The 17,906-nt window shown below is 69.0% G+C and carries 15 protein-coding genes; 1 reads left to right on the plus strand and 14 read right to left on the minus strand.

From position 1 onward, the window contains the following. Window positions 1–28: 28 nt before the first annotated feature. From EPN98_RS15645 to bamE, 4 genes are all read right to left on the minus strand, one after another. Window positions 29–415: a hypothetical protein gene (locus EPN98_RS15645; protein WP_293363839.1), complete on the minus strand. Its 387-nt coding sequence runs from the start codon at window positions 413–415 to the stop codon at window positions 29–31. Between the two features lie 135 nt (window positions 416–550). Further along, the gene (locus EPN98_RS15650; RefSeq protein WP_293363852.1) at window positions 551–1,609 is read right to left on the minus strand and encodes a flagellar basal body P-ring protein FlgI; all 1,059 of its coding nucleotides are present in this window, start codon (window positions 1,607–1,609) and stop codon (window positions 551–553) included. 308 nt (window positions 1,610–1,917) lie between these two features. Beyond that, the gene (locus EPN98_RS15655) at window positions 1,918–2,322 is read right to left on the minus strand and encodes a response regulator (RefSeq protein WP_293363840.1); all 405 of its coding nucleotides are present in this window, start codon (window positions 2,320–2,322) and stop codon (window positions 1,918–1,920) included. A 562-nt stretch (window positions 2,323–2,884) separates the two neighbouring features. After that, the gene (gene bamE, locus EPN98_RS15660) at window positions 2,885–3,400 is read right to left on the minus strand and encodes an outer membrane protein assembly factor BamE (RefSeq protein ID WP_293363841.1); all 516 of its coding nucleotides are present in this window, start codon (window positions 3,398–3,400) and stop codon (window positions 2,885–2,887) included. Window positions 3,401–4,362: 962 nt separating this feature from the next. On the opposite strand from bamE, the gene EPN98_RS15665 reads away from it, so the two are divergent. After that, the gene (locus EPN98_RS15665; RefSeq protein WP_293363842.1) at window positions 4,363–4,812 is read left to right on the plus strand and encodes a copper-binding protein; all 450 of its coding nucleotides are present in this window, start codon (window positions 4,363–4,365) and stop codon (window positions 4,810–4,812) included. Between the two features lie 106 nt (window positions 4,813–4,918). On the opposite strand, the gene EPN98_RS24535 is transcribed toward EPN98_RS15665, so the two are convergent. The 10 genes from EPN98_RS24535 to EPN98_RS15710 all read right to left on the minus strand — a co-directional run bounded on the left by EPN98_RS24535 (window position 4,919) and on the right by EPN98_RS15710 (window position 17,748). Continuing rightward, the gene (locus EPN98_RS24535) at window positions 4,919–5,206 is read right to left on the minus strand and encodes a helix-turn-helix transcriptional regulator (protein ID WP_366558483.1); all 288 of its coding nucleotides are present in this window, start codon (window positions 5,204–5,206) and stop codon (window positions 4,919–4,921) included. Between the two features lie 4 nt (window positions 5,207–5,210). Beyond that, window positions 5,211–6,791, minus strand: a complete 1,581-nt coding sequence (locus EPN98_RS15670) for a TolC family outer membrane protein (protein WP_293363843.1) — start codon at window positions 6,789–6,791, stop codon at window positions 5,211–5,213. A gap of 605 nt (window positions 6,792–7,396) precedes the next feature. Beyond that, window positions 7,397–7,996: a peptidoglycan DD-metalloendopeptidase family protein gene (locus tag EPN98_RS15675; RefSeq protein WP_293363844.1), complete on the minus strand. Its 600-nt coding sequence runs from the start codon at window positions 7,994–7,996 to the stop codon at window positions 7,397–7,399. Window positions 7,997–8,058: 62 nt separating this feature from the next. Next, a complete protein-coding gene (locus EPN98_RS15680) occupies window positions 8,059–10,602 on the minus strand; it encodes a heavy metal translocating P-type ATPase (RefSeq protein WP_293363845.1) in 2,544 nt (847 codons plus the stop codon). 18 nt (window positions 10,603–10,620) lie between these two features. Beyond that, window positions 10,621–10,971 carry a DUF190 domain-containing protein gene (locus EPN98_RS15685; RefSeq protein ID WP_293363846.1) on the minus strand — a complete coding sequence of 117 codons (351 nt, stop codon included), beginning with the start codon at window positions 10,969–10,971 and terminating at the stop codon, window positions 10,621–10,623. A 27-nt stretch (window positions 10,972–10,998) separates the two neighbouring features. Next, window positions 10,999–11,448: a DUF411 domain-containing protein gene (locus EPN98_RS15690; RefSeq protein WP_293363847.1), complete on the minus strand. Its 450-nt coding sequence runs from the start codon at window positions 11,446–11,448 to the stop codon at window positions 10,999–11,001. Further along, window positions 11,445–11,852: a hypothetical protein gene (locus EPN98_RS15695; protein ID WP_293363848.1), complete on the minus strand. Its 408-nt coding sequence runs from the start codon at window positions 11,850–11,852 to the stop codon at window positions 11,445–11,447. Before EPN98_RS15695 ends, EPN98_RS15690 begins: the two co-directional genes overlap by 4 nt. A 172-nt stretch (window positions 11,853–12,024) precedes the next feature. After that, a complete protein-coding gene (locus EPN98_RS15700) occupies window positions 12,025–15,267 on the minus strand; it encodes a CusA/CzcA family heavy metal efflux RND transporter (RefSeq protein WP_293363849.1) in 3,243 nt (1,080 codons plus the stop codon). 31 nt (window positions 15,268–15,298) lie between these two features. After that, the gene (locus tag EPN98_RS15705; RefSeq protein WP_293363850.1) at window positions 15,299–16,483 is read right to left on the minus strand and encodes an efflux RND transporter periplasmic adaptor subunit; all 1,185 of its coding nucleotides are present in this window, start codon (window positions 16,481–16,483) and stop codon (window positions 15,299–15,301) included. Further along, complete coding sequence (locus EPN98_RS15710) at window positions 16,483–17,748, minus strand: TolC family protein (RefSeq protein WP_293363851.1); 1,266 nt, start codon at window positions 17,746–17,748, stop codon at window positions 16,483–16,485. Before EPN98_RS15710 ends, EPN98_RS15705 begins: the two co-directional genes overlap by 1 nt. Window positions 17,749–17,906 lie beyond the last annotated feature (158 nt).

A 17,906-nucleotide genomic window follows, 5' to 3' on the forward strand; every position in this document is an offset into this window, starting at 1 on the left:
AGGCGCCGCAAGGCGCCAAGCTCAAGCATCAGGCTCGGGGGGGCCGCTCCAGCCGCGACGGACGCGTCACCTGCGCCCACTGGTCATCCAGCACAGGCCAACCCGCTCGAACCACGGGAATATAGGCCGGCGCCACGAAATGGGCCGGGACTGCCAATTCCACCTTGCAGCTTCCCGCGCAGGCCGAACCGCCATCGGGCGCCTGCGGGGCCTCATCGGGACCCCAATCCACCAGTTGCGTGAAGGAGGCCTCGACACTGGCGTCGGCGGCGCCAAGCGGGGCGGCGGCTCCCCCGGCATGAGGGTGCATGGCCGCGAAGAGCAGGACGAGCGTCAGGGCGATGTGCAGCCAGACGTAGCCGCGGCTACGCACCGCGCCTTGCTGGACAGGCAATGGGAGGACCTTGGCGATCACGGCGCCCTTAGAGCTTGGGTCCGCCGCAAACGCAAGGGGCGAACAGCCACAGCGGCCCACCTATCGGATCTCCGCGGTCGCCTGAAGTTCCGGCCGCTTCAGCAGCGCCTGCGGACACCAGGCGCGTCCGAAAGCCTACAGGACCTCGATCTCCGCCTGCAGCGCGCCGGCCGCCTTGATGGCCTGAAGAATCGAGATCATGTCCCGCGGCGTGACGCCGAGCGCGTTCAGCCCGCTCACCAGGCTGCCCAGCGAGGCGCCGGTCGGCAGGCGCACGAGCCCCCTTCCCTTTTCTTCATCGATTTGAACGCTGGACTGCGGGGTCACCACGGTTTCGCCCTGGCCGAAGGGCGAAGGCTGGCTGACGGCCGGCGTCTCCCGCACCGAGATCGTGAGGTTGCCCTGGCTGATCGCCACCGTTGAAATCCGAACATCGGCGCCCATGACGATGACGCCCGCGACTTCGTCGATAACGACCCGGGCGGGCGTGTCGGTCTCGACCGGCAGGGCCTCCACGGCGGTGATGAACCCCGATGCGGTCGCCATCGCCGGCACCGCGAGTTGGATGATCGTCGGGCTCTGGGCCCGCGCTGCGTCAGGGAAGCGGCGATTGATGGCGTCGGCCACGCGCACCGCCGTGGTGAAGTCCGGGTTTCGCAGGTTGAGGCGTAGCTGCCGCATGGCGTTGAACTGAAAGCCGGTTTCGCGCTCGACAATGGCGCCGCTGGCGATCCGGCCGGAGGTGGGTACGCCCTTGGTCACAGAAGAGCCGGATGCGCCGCTCGCGGCGACGGCGCCCGTCTGCACCGACCCCTGCGCGACGGCGTAGGTCTGACCGTCCGCCCCCAGGAGGGGCGTGACCAAAAGCGTCCCCCCCATGAGGCTCTTCGCCGATCCCATGGCGGAGACCGTCGCATCCACCTGCGAACCGGCGGCTGCGAAAGGCGGCAGCTTCGCCGTCACCATGACAGCGGCGACATTCTTGGTGTTGAGGCGAGCATCACGCGTGTTGACGCCGAGCCGCTCCAGCATCGCCTCCAGGCTTTGCTGCGTGAAGGGGGCATTCCGCAGCGCGTCGCCCGTGCCGGCCAGCCCCACGACCAGCCCGTAGCCGATCAGCGAGTTCTCCCGCACCCCTTCGACCTGGACGATATCCTTGATGCGGGACGTGGCCGCGCTCGCGGGGGTCGTCATGAGCGCGGCGACGATCAGGCTCACGAAGGCCGCGAGACGCCCGCGCCTGCCAGATTTCCGCGCGACCTCGTGCAAGGGGCCCTCCTGCGCCGCGGCGGGGATCGATGCGTCCCCGACGCCGGCGCCCGGTCCATGCCGTTCCGGGTAGGACACGCTTATGGCAGTGCGGAGTGACCGAACCGTTAACCATATTTCCCTTGGAACGCCGCCAGTACGGCGGATCTGCGGGGGTCGGGCATGCCCGCCCTTGCGGCTTTGGGGCGTTCTTCGGCCAATCGGCGCCGATGCGAACGCGATGCCGCCAGCGCTTATGCCTCGCCGAAACTCGGTCCCACGTTGTTGAGTTGAGCGGCAAGCGCCACGACCAACTGAGCCGGAGAAAACGGCTTTGCCAAGATCGCGCTGCCTGGGACCCCTTCCGCTGCCCACTCATGGGCGCTGCCCCCGCTCATATAGACCACGGCGATGTGCAGATCCGTATGTCGCGCGGCGCGGCCGACGTCCCAGCCAGTCGTTTCACTTCCGAGGTTGATGTCGGTCACCACGCCCACGAGTTCGCCGGTCGGGCGCTGCAGGAGGTCGATCGCAGCATCGCCACTGTTCGCCGAGATGCACTCGAAGCCGGCGTCTTCGAGTGCGCCCTGCAGAAGGTCTCGCACCAGGAACTCATCTTCCACGAGCAGCACCTGGGGAAGATTATCGCTCATCGCCATCTGAGCTCTCCAAGAACCCCGAAGCCACGCATTTTCGGCTCCGCAGGATATTCTGGACGAACCGCCCGATGCGTCGGTCTACGGCCGCCGAGCCTTTTCATACGCCACGCCGGCGTCCCGGACGATGCATCCGGCGCGCGCCCGTGCGTCTCGCCTGCAGCTCGACAGTTCCAAGGCCTCGCCGATCCACTCGCGGCCCTACGGAGCCCAAAGGGCCCGCGTATAAGCGCGCTGCGTGTCGGCACGCGCCGAACCGGGCGATTTGAGCGGGTCACCGGTGTGGCGACACGACGACGAACTCTCCCCGCCACGGACGGTGGGCGCGGGCCTCCCTATATTCAAAGGCTGCGTAGAGACTGACCGCCAGCACGGCAAAGCCAACCACCAGGACCGCGAGCGTGCGCCAGGTCGCGTGCGGCCGGCTGTCCCAGCCGGCGCGTGGACCCTCCCGATGTGGACCCTCTCGCACGTCTATCCTTTCCTTCTGGCGCATCCGCCGCGGCCGCCCGCCCGTCAAAGATAAGGGCGCCGCGGACGGGCTTGGCGGCGCCCTCCAGTCTGCTCAGCGGCGCCGGTCGCCCGGGCGGTTCCCCGGCACACCCGCATCATCACGGGGGAGCATCGACCCGCGACCGACGCTGCCCAACAGCTGTTCGAGGACGGTCATCTCCCGGCCGCGCGTCGGCGTCTCCCGGCCGTTGAACGCGATCACCTTCCCATCCTTCAGCGACAGGGTATCGAGGGTCTTCAGCACCTCGGTGTCCTTGTCAAAGCCCAAGGCGACGATGTCGCGCTTGATGATCTGCGGCCGGCGAAAGGCGGCCCGCGCCTTGATCTGCGAGACGTAGAACCAGATGTTCGGGTCGAAGGTGGAGGTCACCGACGGCGAACCGAGCTTCGCGCGCACGGTCGACTTGGTGTCGGTTCCGACAGCAAGGTCGCTCGGATTGGTATCGATGGCTTGGTAGCCGGAATGGCTGGTGATGGTGGTGCAGGCGCTGATGGCAAAAGCCGCCGCAGCAAGGCTGGCGAGCGCCAAGCGTCGCTGGAATGTCGTGGCACGCAGAATGGAACGCATGAAAAATCCCCAGGGTTGTCTGACGAAGATCGACCGGCCGGGACAGGCCGGGGGCGCTCACGTCAGACTCGAGGGGGCCGTTCCAAGGCCAATGGCCGGCGCACGACCGCACCCGCGATCTCGGAGCCGGGCCATCTCGCCGCCGCAAAGCTTGCGGGTAGTGTGGCGCTGGGCTCCGCGGGGAGGCTCCATGCGTGCATCGCGCAGTGGCCCGCGCAGCCGAGGACAACGCCGGCTCGTCCAGAGGCCTCGCCCCTATCCTTCACCCCGCCGTCCGTCACGGCGACGACGGCGCTCCGCGTGGGTTCCGGGGCCCCATGGGCGACCGACGGAGCGACCGCTCCACCTAGGATCATCAGCCAGGCCATCACCACGGTGAAGGCGGTCGTGAACCGACGTCGCCGAGCGTGGCGTCTCTTCGGAGCGGACCGGCTGGGCCGGCGGGATGTCGCCGTCGGCGTCATGCCTCTTCTATAGGCTGGAACGGCTCGGCTGGAAACGTTCGCCTGTTCCGCGCGCGGCCGTTTGAAATGTCGAGGCTGACTCAATCTGGCACAGTTTCCTTAAGTGGCGTTTAGGGGCCGCCGGGAGCTTGGCGAATCACCGCTACCGATTTCGGGCCTAGCAAGGAGACAGCATGCGCTTCGCAGCCCTGCGCGTTGGATTGCTCTTGACCATGTGCCTTTCGGGCTGCGGCAAGTACGCCCCGCTTGACCGCCCGCCCCCGATGTCCGGCTCGGAGTCGGCGCGGGTCCCCGCCCAGCCTTCCGGCGCGGAGGTGAAGACGATCGATCCCCGCGACCTTGACAACCGCACCCAAACCCCTCGGACTTGAGGCGCTCCAGGTTGGGCAGCTCATGGCCGCAGGCGGGCGGCGCAACATCGCGATAGTCGTGCGCACCTATGGATCGGAGGAGCCCGTCGTCGCTCCTTCACGGGCGGTAAGGAGCTGAGGAGCAGCCGTGCGGACGATCGTGCCGTTGTTCATTCTCCTCGCAGGGTTCTGCCTTTCCGCGTGCGAAAAGCAGGTCGTCCGACGCACCCCTGAAGGCATGGCGGCCCACCGCCGGCAGCTTGCGCCTCCTGAGCACGACGGGGCGCTGGATGGCGCGACCCTGTCGGCGATCCCCGCGCGGGCCAAAGGCGTCGGTCACGTGACCGCCATCGATCGGGTGGCGCGGACGATCACCATCGATCACGACCCGTCTCCCGGCTCGGACTGGCCGGCGATGCGCCTGACGCTCCCCGTGGCGTCGCCTCACCTTCTCGAAGGCGTCGCGGCCGGGGCGCTCGTTGAGTTTCACATCGAGCGCCGCGCCGGCGTGGCCGAGATCGCCGTCCTGAAGCCCCTCTCCATGGCGAGACCGGCGCGGCGGCCTGAGCCTTCTGCGAAGTCCAGCCCGGCGCCATAGGCGCTGCCCCACGCAAGCCGCCCGTTCGATGCGGCAAGGCCGGTGAGATGCACGGCGTCCTTCCATTCGCATGCCGCATGCGGCGTCGGTTCCCGAAAGGACGGCCTCAGGCCGATCGGGGGCTGTCCTTGCGTGGCGCCGACCCCGGCCGCCGCACGTTCGGGAAGAAGGCGAGGACGGTCGATCCAAGCACCTTCGCCGCCCGGACGAGCATCGCGGCGCTCGCACGCGCGGTCCCGTCCTCATAGGCCCACAGCTGTCGCACGCTTACGCCGAGCGCTTCCGCCAGCTCTGGGCGGCTCAGGTCCGCCTGCTGACGGCGCTCGCGCAGCCGAGAGCCGACCTGCAAGGCGACACTGGCCCTGCGCCGGCCGGGAGGGCGGTCGGGACCCATCGGCTCATTCACGTCGGCGCCCCGTGGCCATCCCTTCGGTCTGACGTCTGGCCGGATCCGGCAGGTCCACGGGGGTCGCGCCGTCCGGGGCCCCGATGCGATCCAGGCCCTGGGTAAGATGATCGATCGGCGCCCAAACGCCCGGCGCCGCGCGGCGCCGGAACGAGAGGGCAGGATCGTAGAGGGCCAGTTGCGGCGCCAGCGCACGCGCCTCCAGTTGTCCTTGCGCGTTCAGGAGCGCGGCGCTGGCGACGTAGGCGTCCCGGCGCGAGGTGACCAGGGCGAGCTCAGCGCTTCGCAACTCCTGCTCCGCATTGAGGACGTCCAGGGTGGTGCGCAGACCCAGTTCGAACTCCAGCCGCACGCCTTCCAGAGCGAACCGGGCGGCCTTGATCACCTCCTCATTGGCGGCGATCGACGCTCGTGCGGTCCGCAGCTGACTCCAGGCCTGCGCCACCGACTGGCGGACCTGCCGCTCCGTGGTCTCCAAACGAAGCCGATCGATGTTGTTGCGCTGCACGGCCTGTTCCACCTGCGACGAAAGCATCCCGCCGGAATAGAGCGGAAGGGTCGTCACGACGGACGCCGACAGGTTGCGAGCGAGACGATCTGCAACGAAGGGATCGATCTGGCCGGAGTAGCCATAGCCCGTCCTAAGGCTCACGGTCGGCCGGCGTTGCGCCTTGGCGAACGCGATCCGGGCGCGGCTCCCCCGCTCGGTGAGTTCGGCGCTCCCGATCCGCGGACTCTCCTGGTCCGCCGTTTCGTAAGCCTGAGCTATGGTCGCGGGGAGCAGTGGGTCGAGGTCCGGCCGCGGCGCAAGTTCCCCAGGCGCATCGCCCACGACCGCGGCATAGGCGGCGGCGCTGACTTCCAGCTGTCCCTCGGCGGCGGCGAGTTGGGCTCTCGACGTCCCGAGTCTCGCCTTGGCCTGCGCGACATCCGTGCCGGTGAGTTCGCCGACATCAAAGCGCGCCTGGGTTTCCTCGAGACGACGTGCGAGGGTCTGAACGTCTTGCTTGCGGATCTCCACGATCCGCTGATCGCGCCTGACGTCCACATAGGCCTGGACGACGCCGAGCACGAGATTGCCCTCCGTCTCCCGAAGCGCTTCACGCGCGGCAAGGATTTCGGCCTCGGCCGCGGTGATGGACGCCGTCGTGCGTCCACCGGTGTAGATCGGCTGACTGACGGAAAGGGAGGCATTGCCGAGGTTCCGTTCGGTCACGCCGGACCCCGTAACTGCAGTGTCAGGGATGCCATCCCCATTGGTGTCGACGAACGTCCCGCGCCCCGCATTGACGGACGTGCGACTATAGGAAGCCGTGGACGAAGCGTTGACCTGCGGGCGCAGGCCCGCGCGGGCCTGAACATAGGTCTCGTCGGCGAGCTTCACCTGTGCGCGCTGGGCCGCCAGCGTCGGGTTGCTCTCGTAGGCGCGGGCGATCGCCTCGGCGAGCGTTTCGCCTCTCGCCGCTGTGGCGCTCAGCACCGCCAAAGCGCAGGCGACAATCATGCGCCACCGTGCGGCGGCCCCATGCTTTGCGCGAGGACGCCTGATGGTGACGGCTTGGGTCGCGAACATGCCCCCAACTCCTTTCCAGTTCAGGGCGCAGGGTGCGCCGCGCGATTGATGTCGAGGTCTCACAGGAAGAGCGGTGCGATGTAGGCTGCGAGGAGCAGCGCCATCCCGATGAGGACAAGCCGCGTGAGAAGCCGGCCGCGCGCGCCTGCCCGCTCGAGCCTTCTAGGGCCACGCCGGCCCCAAGCTCTGCTCCTCAGCCACCGGCGGGGCACGGCCCGTCTCCCCGTTGGGCGCAGGCCCGCACCCGGTCTCCAGGTTCCAGGCGCCAAGGGGCCGTGACCGTATAGACCGTGCAGCGCTGACCGCGGCCTGAGATCGCCGAGACCCGCCCTGTCGCGACGTCCAGCACCCGGCCATCAGCGGAGAGGCGTTCCAGGCGCACCCGGTAGGGCGACATCGCAACGGACTTTCGACACAGGAAGCCCCGGAACCGCAGAGAATCGCCGTCACGCGTGACGCCAGGGGGCTCCAGCCGAAAGCCGGTGAGCGGGATCACTTCGGTGTCGACCTCCACTCGCTCGGGCGGCGCAGCGCTCGCGGTCCCTGCGGAGGCGACGAGCGCTAAGGCGAGCATTGAAACTAGACGCACAATGGTTCTCCATTCGTCATGCCTTAGATCTGCGCGGGAAGGCCGGCAGCACGGCCGAAGGGTCCAGGACGGCGCCGCGATGGTCGGCGAACTCCACATGGACATGGTTCGTCATGCCGGAGGCGTATCGACGGCCGAGGTCCTGGGCCCGCCCGATGATCTCCCCAGCGGTGACTTGCGCACCCGGCGCGCGTGACGGTCCGACGTAGAAGACCCGCGCCGAATACCGCGTCGTGGGGCTCGTGATCTCGACGAACTGCAGCTCCGGCTCGCCGGAGTAGGCCTGCCCCACGCGGGTGACGATGCCGGAAATCGGCGCGCGGATCGGGGCGCCGACCGGCGCCACCAGATCGAGCCCGTTGTGCCGCCGGCGCCCTCCGTCCCGGGATGCGCCGAAGGCGCCAGAGCCGTAGGCGTCCTCGCCGCGTTGACCAAGCGTCAGCGGCCAAGCCAGGTCGTAGCGACCGTCCTCGTCGAGGTCGACGCCAGCCGGCGTGTCACCCGCCGGCGCCGCCGAGGGTTGTGAAATCGCGACGGGGGCAGTCACCGCCCCAGCGCGGCCGCCCAGGGCCGAGCCACCGGCAAGCCCCAGGACTATCGCAGCGATCACCGCCACGCGTGAAAGCGCCCGTGTCGCCACGAGGTGCGCGGCCCGTCCGATGAGGGTTCCAGGAGACGTCACGCGTCACGATCCTTGTAGGCGAGCAGGCGCAGGGCGTTGGCCACCACGAGGACGGTGGAGCCCTCGTGGAAGAGCACCGCGACGCCGATCTTCAGACCGAACAGCGTCGCTGGGATCAGGAAGGCCACGACGCCCAGACTCACCCAGAGGTTCTGCTTGATGACCCGGCTGGTTCGGCGACTGAGGCCGACGGCGAAGGGCAGGTGATTGAGGTCGTCCGCCATCAGCGCCACATCTGCCGTCTCCAGCGCCACGTCGGATCCGGCTGCGCCCATGGCGATGCCCACGGTGGCGTTGGCCAGAGCCGGCGCGTCGTTGACGCCGTCGCCCACCATAGCCACGCGGCCCTCCTGGGCTTTGAGCTGCTGGACCACCTTGACCTTGTCCTCAGGCATCAGACCGCCCCTGGCCTCGTCGAGCCCGAGGCTCTGGGCGATCGCGTCAGCGACGGACTGGTTGTCTCCCGACAGCATGAGGATCCGTTCGATCCCAAGCGCCCGGAGGCGCTCGATGACCTGGCGCGCCGGTGGGCGGGGCGTGTCCATCAGCCCCAGGCTGCCGAGATAGCGATCCCCCTTGCGGACCATCACCACGGTGCGGCCATTGCGCTCGAGCCGTCGCGCGTCGCTCCAGACGGCTTCCGAGGGTCGCGGGCCTTCGCCCTCGTCGAACATGGCCGGCTTGCCGATCACAACCGGTGAGCCATCGACAAGCGCGCGGACGCCCTGGCCCGTCAGGCTCTGCACATCGGTCGCCTCGCCCCTCGGCCGATCACCGAGCCGTTGGGCGCCGTCGCGGGCGATGGCCGCGGCAAGCGGATGATCGCTGAGCGCCTCCACAGCCACCGCCACGGCGAGCAATTCCTGCTCGCTCACGCCATCGGCTGGATCGACATCGGTGAGGCGCGGCTTTCCCTCCGTCAACGTGCCTGTCTTGTCGAAGGCCAGCGCGGTCAGCGATCCGAGGTTCTCGAGCGGTCCGCCGCCCTTCACGAGCACGCCGCCGCGTGCGGCGCGCGCGACGCCGCTGAGCACCGCGCTGGGCACCGAGATCGCCAGTGCACAGGGGCTGGCTGCGACCAGCACCGCCATGGCCCGGTAGAAGCTGACGCTGAACGGCTCGTCGCGCACCAACCAGGCGAACATCAGCAGGCCGACGAGGCCGAGCACCGCGGGGACAAAGATGCGCTGGAAGCGGTCGGTGAACCTCTGGGTCGGCGAGCGCTGCGTCTCGGCCTCAGCCACCATCTTGACCACGCGGGCCAGGGTGGTCTCGGTCGCACGCCGGGCGACGCGGACCTCGAGCACGCCGGCTCCGTTGATGGTGCCGGCGAAGACCCGGTGCTCCGGGCCGGCCCTATTGAAGTCAAGCCTGACGTCCGCAGACGCCGCCTTGTCGACGGGCACGCTCTCGCCCGTGATCGGCGCCTGGTTGACGCTGCTTTGGCCGGCGATCACGACGCCGTCCGCCGGCAGGCGTTCATTCGGGCGAACGATGACCACATCCTCGACCTGGAGCGCTTCGACGGGGATCTCTTCGGTCTCAGTCCCGCGCCGCACCGTCGCCCGCTCTGGCGCGAGCTTGGCCAGGGCCTCGATCGCGCGCCGGGCGCGCCCCATGGCATAGTGCTCGAGCGCATGCCCTAGGCTGAACAGGAAGAGCAGCAAGGCGCCCTCGGCCCATGCGCCGAGGCTGGCTGCGCCGGCCGCCGCCACCAGCATGAGGGTATCGATCTCGAACCGCTTCTGGCGCAGGTTCTCAAGCGCCTCCCTTGTCGTGAAGAAGCCGCCGAAAACGTAGGCCGCCATGAATAACCCGAGCGGCGCGAGACCGGCGGCGCGTCGCTCGATGAGCCACCCCGCCGCCAAGAGGACGCCGGCGAGCAGGGCGAAGATCAGCTCGGTGCGCTCGCCGAAGATGCCCCCGTGGCCATGCGCGTGTTCAGGCTTGTCCCCACCTTGGCCATGAGCATGCCCATGCGCTTCGTCGTGCCGATCGTGGTCTTCGGCGCCCGTGTCGTTGCGGTGCGGCTGTCGGGGGGATTCGTCCAGCGGTCCAGTGTCGGCATTCATGGAAAGCGCCTCTGCATCAAACGACCCAAGTTCCACCCCGAGGGTGCGGACGGAATCCTGCAGCGCCCGCTCGCTGGTCTTCTCACGGTCGAACTCGACGAATGCGCGGCCGACCGGCCGTACATCCGCCCGGATCACGCCGGCCTGCACGCGGAGATGGTCGCGAATACGCCGGGCCGTGCGAGGATGGATCGCGCCCCCGATCCGGAACGCGAAGTGGCCGAACCGTTCCGCGATGACCGCGCCAGAGTCCTCGATGAAGGCGCGAAGTTGCCCAGCCGCCGCCCGTTCACCGTCGAAGCGGATCAACAGTTGGTCTCCGAGCCCCTCCTGGGCCTCGACACGCGCCTCCGTCACCGCTGGATGACCCCGGGCGACGGACGCCAGGACGCCGACGCAGCGTTCGCAAAGATCCGCCCCGCCTCCCAGAACCGACTCGAGTTGCAGCCGGAGCTCCTCCTGCGCCATGTCTATGCTCCTGTCGGGCTATGCGTGGGGCTCGGCGTGATGCCCGCCATAGCGGAGCACCTCGACCTTTTCGAAAGTGATCAAGCCGATGTCCTTGAGGTCATCCAGCTGGGGCAGGAAGGCGCGCAGCCGGGCCTCCTCATCGACGAACTCAATCACGACCGGCAGGTTGTCGTTGAGATCGAACGGCCGGTGCTCGTGCAGCCGGGCCGACTCGCCAAAGCCCTTGCGGCCCCGCAGCACGGTGGCGCCGGCGAGATGCGCGTCACGGGCTCTTCGGATGATGACGTCGATAAGCGAGCGGTCGCCCACCAGCGCGTTCTCGTCGGTATAGATGCGGAGCAGGACGGCTTGGCCAGGCGTTTGCATGTTGAGTTCTCCTGAAGAAAAAGGCGGTCAATGACGCGCGAAGATCCGCCTGCGGCCGCCTTCCAGCAGCAACAGGGTCATGAAGGCGTCTCGGCTACCGTCGGCTTGCTCCATGCCCGGTGAGCCGGCCGGCATACCGGGAACGGCGATGCCGATGGCTTCGAGCCGTTGTCGCAGCAGAGTTGTGACGTCCTCAGCGGGCACGTGGCCTTCCACGACGTAGCCGTGGACGACCGCTGTGTGGCAGGCGGCGAGGTCGGCCGGGACCTTGTAGCGGAGCCGGATGGCCGCGAGGTCTTCGACGATGACCGTCCGGGGTCGGTAGCCTGCCGCCTCCATGTGCGCGACCCACGCCTGACAGCATTGACAGCCGTCGGTGCGGAAGACGGTGAACGGGCTCTCGGCGATCGCCCGCGCGGGCGCGAGCCCGGCGATCGCAAGCGCCCCTACCGCGCTGCGGCGAGACAGATCTTTCATGGCGTTCTCCCATCCGGCTGGCTGGCGGGCGGCTTGGCATGGACGTTCAGCCGGAAATCGTGGCGGTGATCGGCTTCGATGATGCTGAGGCGGGAGCCGTCCTCGAGCGGGAGCGCCGCCTGCTTCGAGATCCAACCGGTCGCTGAAGGGTAGAAGCTGACGGCAGCGCCGCGCGGCGGCGTCAAGGTGACCTCACGGGCAGGCGGGGGCGAGACGGGGTCTCCGCTTTGGCCGACGAAGCGGATGGAAATGGCGTCGGAACCCGGAGCGCCACGAAATTCGATGATCATGCCCTTGGCGTCACCGCGCCATACACCTGGCGCGGCGGGCTCGAGGACAAGGGGCTCGTCGTGCAGCGACGTCCCCCAGGCGACTTGGGGCGCGACCAAAACCGCCGCAACCATCAGGAGACCGCCGCGTCGGAGGTTTCGCGCCGATCTTCCTGCGGGCGCGCAGCCATTGGCTGGCGGACGTTCTGGCGGGAGCGGCTGAAGGGGCTCGTGCAACGAATCTTCCCTCTCAAAAAGGTGAGCGCCGGCGCGGCCCGGGGGGCGGGGCCGCGCCGGCGGGGTCCAGTCAGCTCGTTTGTGGCTGGAGAGCTGCTGGACGGTCATCCTCCGCCGCGGGCTTGCGCCCGAGGCTGAGGATGAGCTGGGAGATGGCGGGAAGGACGAGCAGCGTCACCAAGGTGGCGGTGATCAGCCCACCGATCACCACCATGGCGAGCGGCTTTTGCACCTCTGCGCCGGTGCCGTGGGCGAGCGCCATCGGAATGAAGCCGATGGCTGGAACAAGCCCCGTCATCAGCACCGGTCGGAACCGCTCGACCGAGCCGTCGTAGATGGCCTTGGCGACCGGGACGCCCTCGTCGAGACGCTGTCGTATGCTCGACATCACCACCAGGCCGTTGAGCACCGCGACCCCGGCCAGCACGATGAAGCCGACCGCCGCCGAGATCGAAAAGGTGATCCCGGTCAGCGCGAGCGCGAACACCCCGCCGGCAAGCCCCAGAGGAATGGCGGCGAACACCGCGAGGGCGCGGGCAACTCCGCCCAGGGCCATGAAGAGGATGACGAAGATCGCCAGGAAGCAGAGCGGCACCACGATGCTGAGGCGCTGGGTGGCGGCTTGAAGGTTTTCGTACTGGCCGCCCCACTGCAGGTAGGAGCCCGTCGGCAGGGCCACGGCCTCGACCTTGCTGCGGGCTTCGGTGACGAAGGAGCCGATGTCGCGGTCGCGCACGTTCACCTGGATCACCACGCGACGCTTGCCGTTTTCGCGGCTCACCTGGTTGAGCCCGTCGGTGAAGCGGAGCTCGACCAACTGGCGCAGCGGCACCGACTGGCTGGGCGCGCCGTCGGACGACGGCAGCATGACCGGCGTGGCCCCGAGGCTGTCCAAATCGTTGCGCTGCGCCATCGGCACACGCACGATGATGTCGAAGCGCCGGTCGCCTTCGAACACCGCGCCGGCCTCGCGGCCGCCAAGCGCGGTGGCCAGGGTGTCGGCGACCTCCTCGACGGTCAGTCCGAAGCGGGCGATAGCGGCGCGGTCGAACCGGACGTCCAGGGTCGGCGCGCCGGCGGTCTGCTCGACGCGCACGCCCTCGGCGCCTTGGATCCCCTGTAGCACCAAGCCGATCTTGCCGGCCGCGGCGCTCATCTTGTCGAGATCGTCGCCATAGAGCTTGATGGCGACATCGCCCCGCACGCCGGCGATGAGTTCGTTGAACCGCATCTGGATCGGTTGGGTGATCTCGTAGCTGTTGCCGAGCAGCGGCTCCACCTTCTTGAGGATCCGCTCGGCCACCTGTTCCTTGGACGTGACCCCCTTCGGCCACTCCTCGCTCGGCTTCAGGATCACGAAGCCATCGGACTGGTTCGGCGGCATCGGGTCGGTGGCGACCTCGGCGGTCCCGGTCTTGGCGAACACCATCTCCACCTCCGGCAGAGAGACGATCGCCTTCTCGACCTGCTGCTGCATCGTCTTGGATTGCTCGAGCGACGTGGAAGGGATCTTCAGCGCGCCGAGGGCGATGTTCTTCTCGTCCAGGGTCGGGATGAATTCCTGCCCCAGGGTGGTGAAGACCACCCCGCTGACCAGGAAGACGGCGAGGCCGGCTCCGATGAAGGGCCACGGCCTGGCGAGGGAGCGCGCCAGGAGGGGTTCGTAGCGAACCTTCAGCCATTGGATGATGCGCACCTCCTTTTCGGCGACCTTGCCGCGCATGAGGATCGCGACCATGGCCGGCACGAAGGTGAGCGACAGGACGAACGCGGCGGCCAGCGCCAGCATGATGGTGATGGCCATGGGCGAGAAGGTCTTGCCTTCGACGCCGGTGAAGGTGAGCAGCGGGGCGAAGACGAGGAAGATGATCGCCTGGCCGTAGACCGTGGGGCGGATCATCTCCTGGGAGGCGCGAAGGACCGTCTCGAGCCGTTCGTTGAGGTTCAGCAGCCGGTTCTCATGGTGCTGGCGCTCAGCAAGGCGAAGCAGACAATTCTCGATGATGATGACGGTGCCATCGACGATCAGGCCGAAGTCGAGCGCCCCCAAGCTCATCAGATTGCCGGGCACGCCCAGGCTGTTCATGCCGATCGCCATCATCAGGAACGAGAACGGGATGATCAGCACCGCGATAAACGCCGCGCGGACGTTGCCGAGCAGCAGGAACAGGGTGGCCGCCACCAGGATGGCCCCCTCGGTGAGGTTCCGCTCGACCGTGCCGATGGTGGCGTTCACCAGCACCGAGCGGTCGAGACCCACATTGACCACGATCCCCGGCGGCAGTGACTTCTTCACCTCCGTGAGCTTCTCGCCGACCGCCTTGGCGACAGTGCGGCTGTTCTCCCCGATCAGCATGAGCGCTGTGCCGACCACGGTTTCTTGACCGTTCTTGGTGGCCGCCCCCGTACGGAGGTCCCCGCCGACGCGAACCGTCGCGACATCCTTGACGGTCACCGGCACCGTCTGGCGGGTCGCGATCACGGCGTTGGCGATCTCGTCCAAGGTCCGGACGCGGGCGTCGGCCCGCACCAGATAGGCTTCGCCCGCCCGCTGGATGAAGTTCGCGCCTACTGAGAGATTGGTTGCTTCGAGGGCTTTCGCGAGTTCCGTGTAGGAGACGCCGTACGCCGCCAGCTTCGCGGGGTCGGGTTCAACGACGTATTGCTTCTCATAGCCGCCGATGGAGTCGATGCCGGCGACGCCGTTGACGGTGCGCAGCTGGGGCCGGATGATCCAGTCCTGGACGGTCCGGAGATAGCCGGCCTGCGCCACGGGGTCGCTCAGTCGCTCTCCTTCGGGAGTCAGATAGGAGCCGTCGGACTGCCAGCCTGGGCTCCCGTCCTTGACCTTCGCGCCCTTGCCGCCCGGATTGGCGAACTCGACCGTGTACATGTAGACTTCGCCCAAGCCCGTCGTGACCGGACCGATCTGAGGCTGCACGCCCGCGGGAAGGGTGTCGCGGGCCTGCGTGAGCCGCTCAGCCACCTGCTGCCGAGCGAAGTAGAGGTCGGTGCTTTCCGTAAAGACCGCCGAGACCTGAGAGAAGCCATTGCGCGAGATCGAACGCGTGGACTCCAGGCCTGGGATGCCGGCGAGCGCTGTCTCGATCGGGAAGGTGACGCGCTTCTCGATCTCGATCGGGGACAACGCCGGCGCGATCGAGTTGATTTGCACCTGCTTGTTGGTGATGTCGGGCACCGCGTCGATCGGCAACTTGGCGAGCTGCCAGGCGCCCAGTGCGGCGATGATCAGGGTCAGGACGAGGACGTACCAACGCCCCTTCACCGACATGGATAGGATGCGGCCGATCATTTCGGCATATCTCCAGACGTGATGGGGAGGGTCATTCTTCTTCGGCGCTCTTGCCGAGCTCGGCCTTCAGCAGGAAGGCGTTCTTCGTGGCGACGGCTTCGCCGCCTTTGAGCCCCTGCAGGATCTCGACCCGGCCGCCGGTGCGTTGGCCCACGGTCACCGGCTGGACCCGGAATCCCTTGGCCGTGCGCACGAACACCGCATCGCGACCCTCGACGGTCTGCACGGCTTCTTCGGGCACGACGATGCCGGTCGTGGCGGACTGCCGTGAAATAATGCGGGCCCGCACCAGCTGCCCCGGCTGGAGCACCCCGCCCCCAGCGGCCAGCGACAGGACCACGGTGGCCGAACGCGTCTGCTCGTTGACCCCGGGCGTCACCGAGCGGACGACGGCAGAGCGCGCCTCGCCACTGGTGGTCTCGATCACAGCCTGGTCACCGGGCTGGATGCGGCGCGCATCCATCGCCGTGACCGCCGCCTCGACCTGGATCCGGCTCGGATCGGCGATCCGGAAGAGCTCCGTCTCGGGCTGCACGAACGCGCCCAAGCTCGCGTTCATCGCCGTGATGCGTCCGCTGATAGGGCTGATGACCGCCACATACCGTCCGTCGCGCGAGACGTCGGCCGCCCCCGCAGCGGTCGCTGCGCGCCGCGCTTCCGCCTCGGCGGCGACAAGTTCGGCCTGGGCGGTTTCATAGTCCTGGCGCGCGCTGACCTTCTGCTCGAAGAGGCGCTTTTCCCGGGCCGCCACCTTGCGCGCCAGGTCCGCTTTTGCGGCCGCGACGCTGCGCTCGGCGGCGATCTGAGCGGCTTCGCGGCTCTCCACGAGGGCGAGGGTCTCGCCGGCGCGGACGGGATCGCCGAGACGCTTGTTGATCCGCGCGATCGAGCCCGCCGCCCGCGCGGTCAGCGCGGCCTGCCCGGAAGGTTCGGCCTCCACCGTGGCCTGCGCGACGATCTCGCCGGCGATCCCGCCGGTCGCCACCGTCTGCACCTGGACGCCAGAAGCGGTGATCCGATCCGGACCCATGACGAGGGTGTCGGCAGCGTGCGCGGCGCCTGCCTCCCCTTCGCCGGCGGGCGCTTCTGTGGCGGGAGGGGGTTTTGGGCTGGTGAGCCTGGCGGCGGTGAAGCCTATGCCGGTGGCGGCGACGAGGGCGGCGCCGGCGAGCAGCCAGTTGCGGTTGGCGCCGGCGGTGAGGGATTTGCGGGACATCAGGAGACTCCGAAGGGGGCGCGGCCCTGCAGCCGCGCCAGGCCCGCCTCGGCGCGCAGGCGCTGCAGCTGGGCTTCGATGGTTTGGGTGCGCGCCTCGGCGAGGGCGCGGCGGGCGTTGGTCAGCTCTACGAGCGGCGACTTGCCGGCTTCGTAGGCGAGACGGGTGAGACGGTAGGCCTCGGCCGCGGTGGCCTCGGTCTCCCCGGCGGCGGCGACCCGGCTCTGGGCGGCCTCCACCTGGAAGAGCGCGGTGCGCAGCTCCGCCTCGGCGTCCAGCCGCGCCGCGTTCAGCCGCGCCTCGGCGGCCAGCAGCTCGCCCTGGGCGGCGTTGACGTTGCCGCGGTTCTGGTCGAACACCGGGATCGGCACCGAAACCCCGGCGACCACGGCGCTGGCGTCGTCGCCGCTGAAGCGGCGCACGCCGGCCGAGACGGTGACGTCGGGGACGGCGCGCGTGCGCTCCACCCGCACCCGCCGGGCGGCGGCTTCCCGCTCGGCCTGGGCGGCGACCACGGCCGGCACCGACAGCGCGTCGATGGTGCGTTCGAGGTTCTCAGGCGTCGGCCGCGGCAGCAGGCTCTCGGAGAGCGCCGTGAAGAGCGTCGGCGAGCCGGAGAGCGCGGTCAGCCGGGCGAAGGCGCTGGCCCGGGCCGTGCGGGCCGCATCGAGGGCCGCGCGCGCCGAGGTGACGCCCGCCTGGGCCTGCAGGCTACGGAGCTCGGCTTCCTTGCCGGCCTCCACCAGCGCCCGGGCGGCGCGCAGGTCCTCCTCGGCCAGGGTGAGGGACTCCTGCGCCAGCGTCACCCGCCGCTCGGCGGCTTCCGCCTCGGCGTAGGCCGCCGCCAGCTCGAAGGCGTAATCGGCCCGCGCCTGGGCGAGCCGCGCCCGCGCCGCGTCGACCCCGGCCCGGCCGGCGGCGATCCGCGCGCCGCGCTTGCCGCCCAGCTCCACCGGCAGGCCTACCGAATAGGTGGTCTCCGCCACGCCCGTACCCCGATAGGGGCCCGTGCCGTTGAAGTTCTCCATCTCGACGGAAGCCGTCGGGTTCGGCCGCGCCGCCGCCTGGCGCGCCAGGCCCTGGGCCTGGCGCACGCCGGCCTCGGCCTCGGCCAGCCGGGGCGCGCTCGACTGCGCCTGCGCCAGGAGGTCACGGTAAGGCGGGGCCGGTTCGGCCGCCGCGCCGCGTCCCGACGCCCACGCGCCCAGGATCGCCGCCGCGCTCACGGCTGCATATCGCAGCCGGCCGCGCATGATGAGTGTCATGAAGGTGTCTATCCCCGATAATCCAGATGCCAGGCGTCAGGCGCCGCAAGGCGCCAAGCTCAAGCATCAGGCTCGGGGGGGCCGCTCCAGCCGCGACGGACGCGTCACCTGCGCCCACTGGTCATCCAGCACAGGCCAACCCGCTCGAACCACGGGAA

Origin of the sequence: Phenylobacterium sp. (assembly GCF_004299445.1) — a bacterium.
GTDB lineage: Bacteria > Pseudomonadota > Alphaproteobacteria > Caulobacterales > Caulobacteraceae > Phenylobacterium.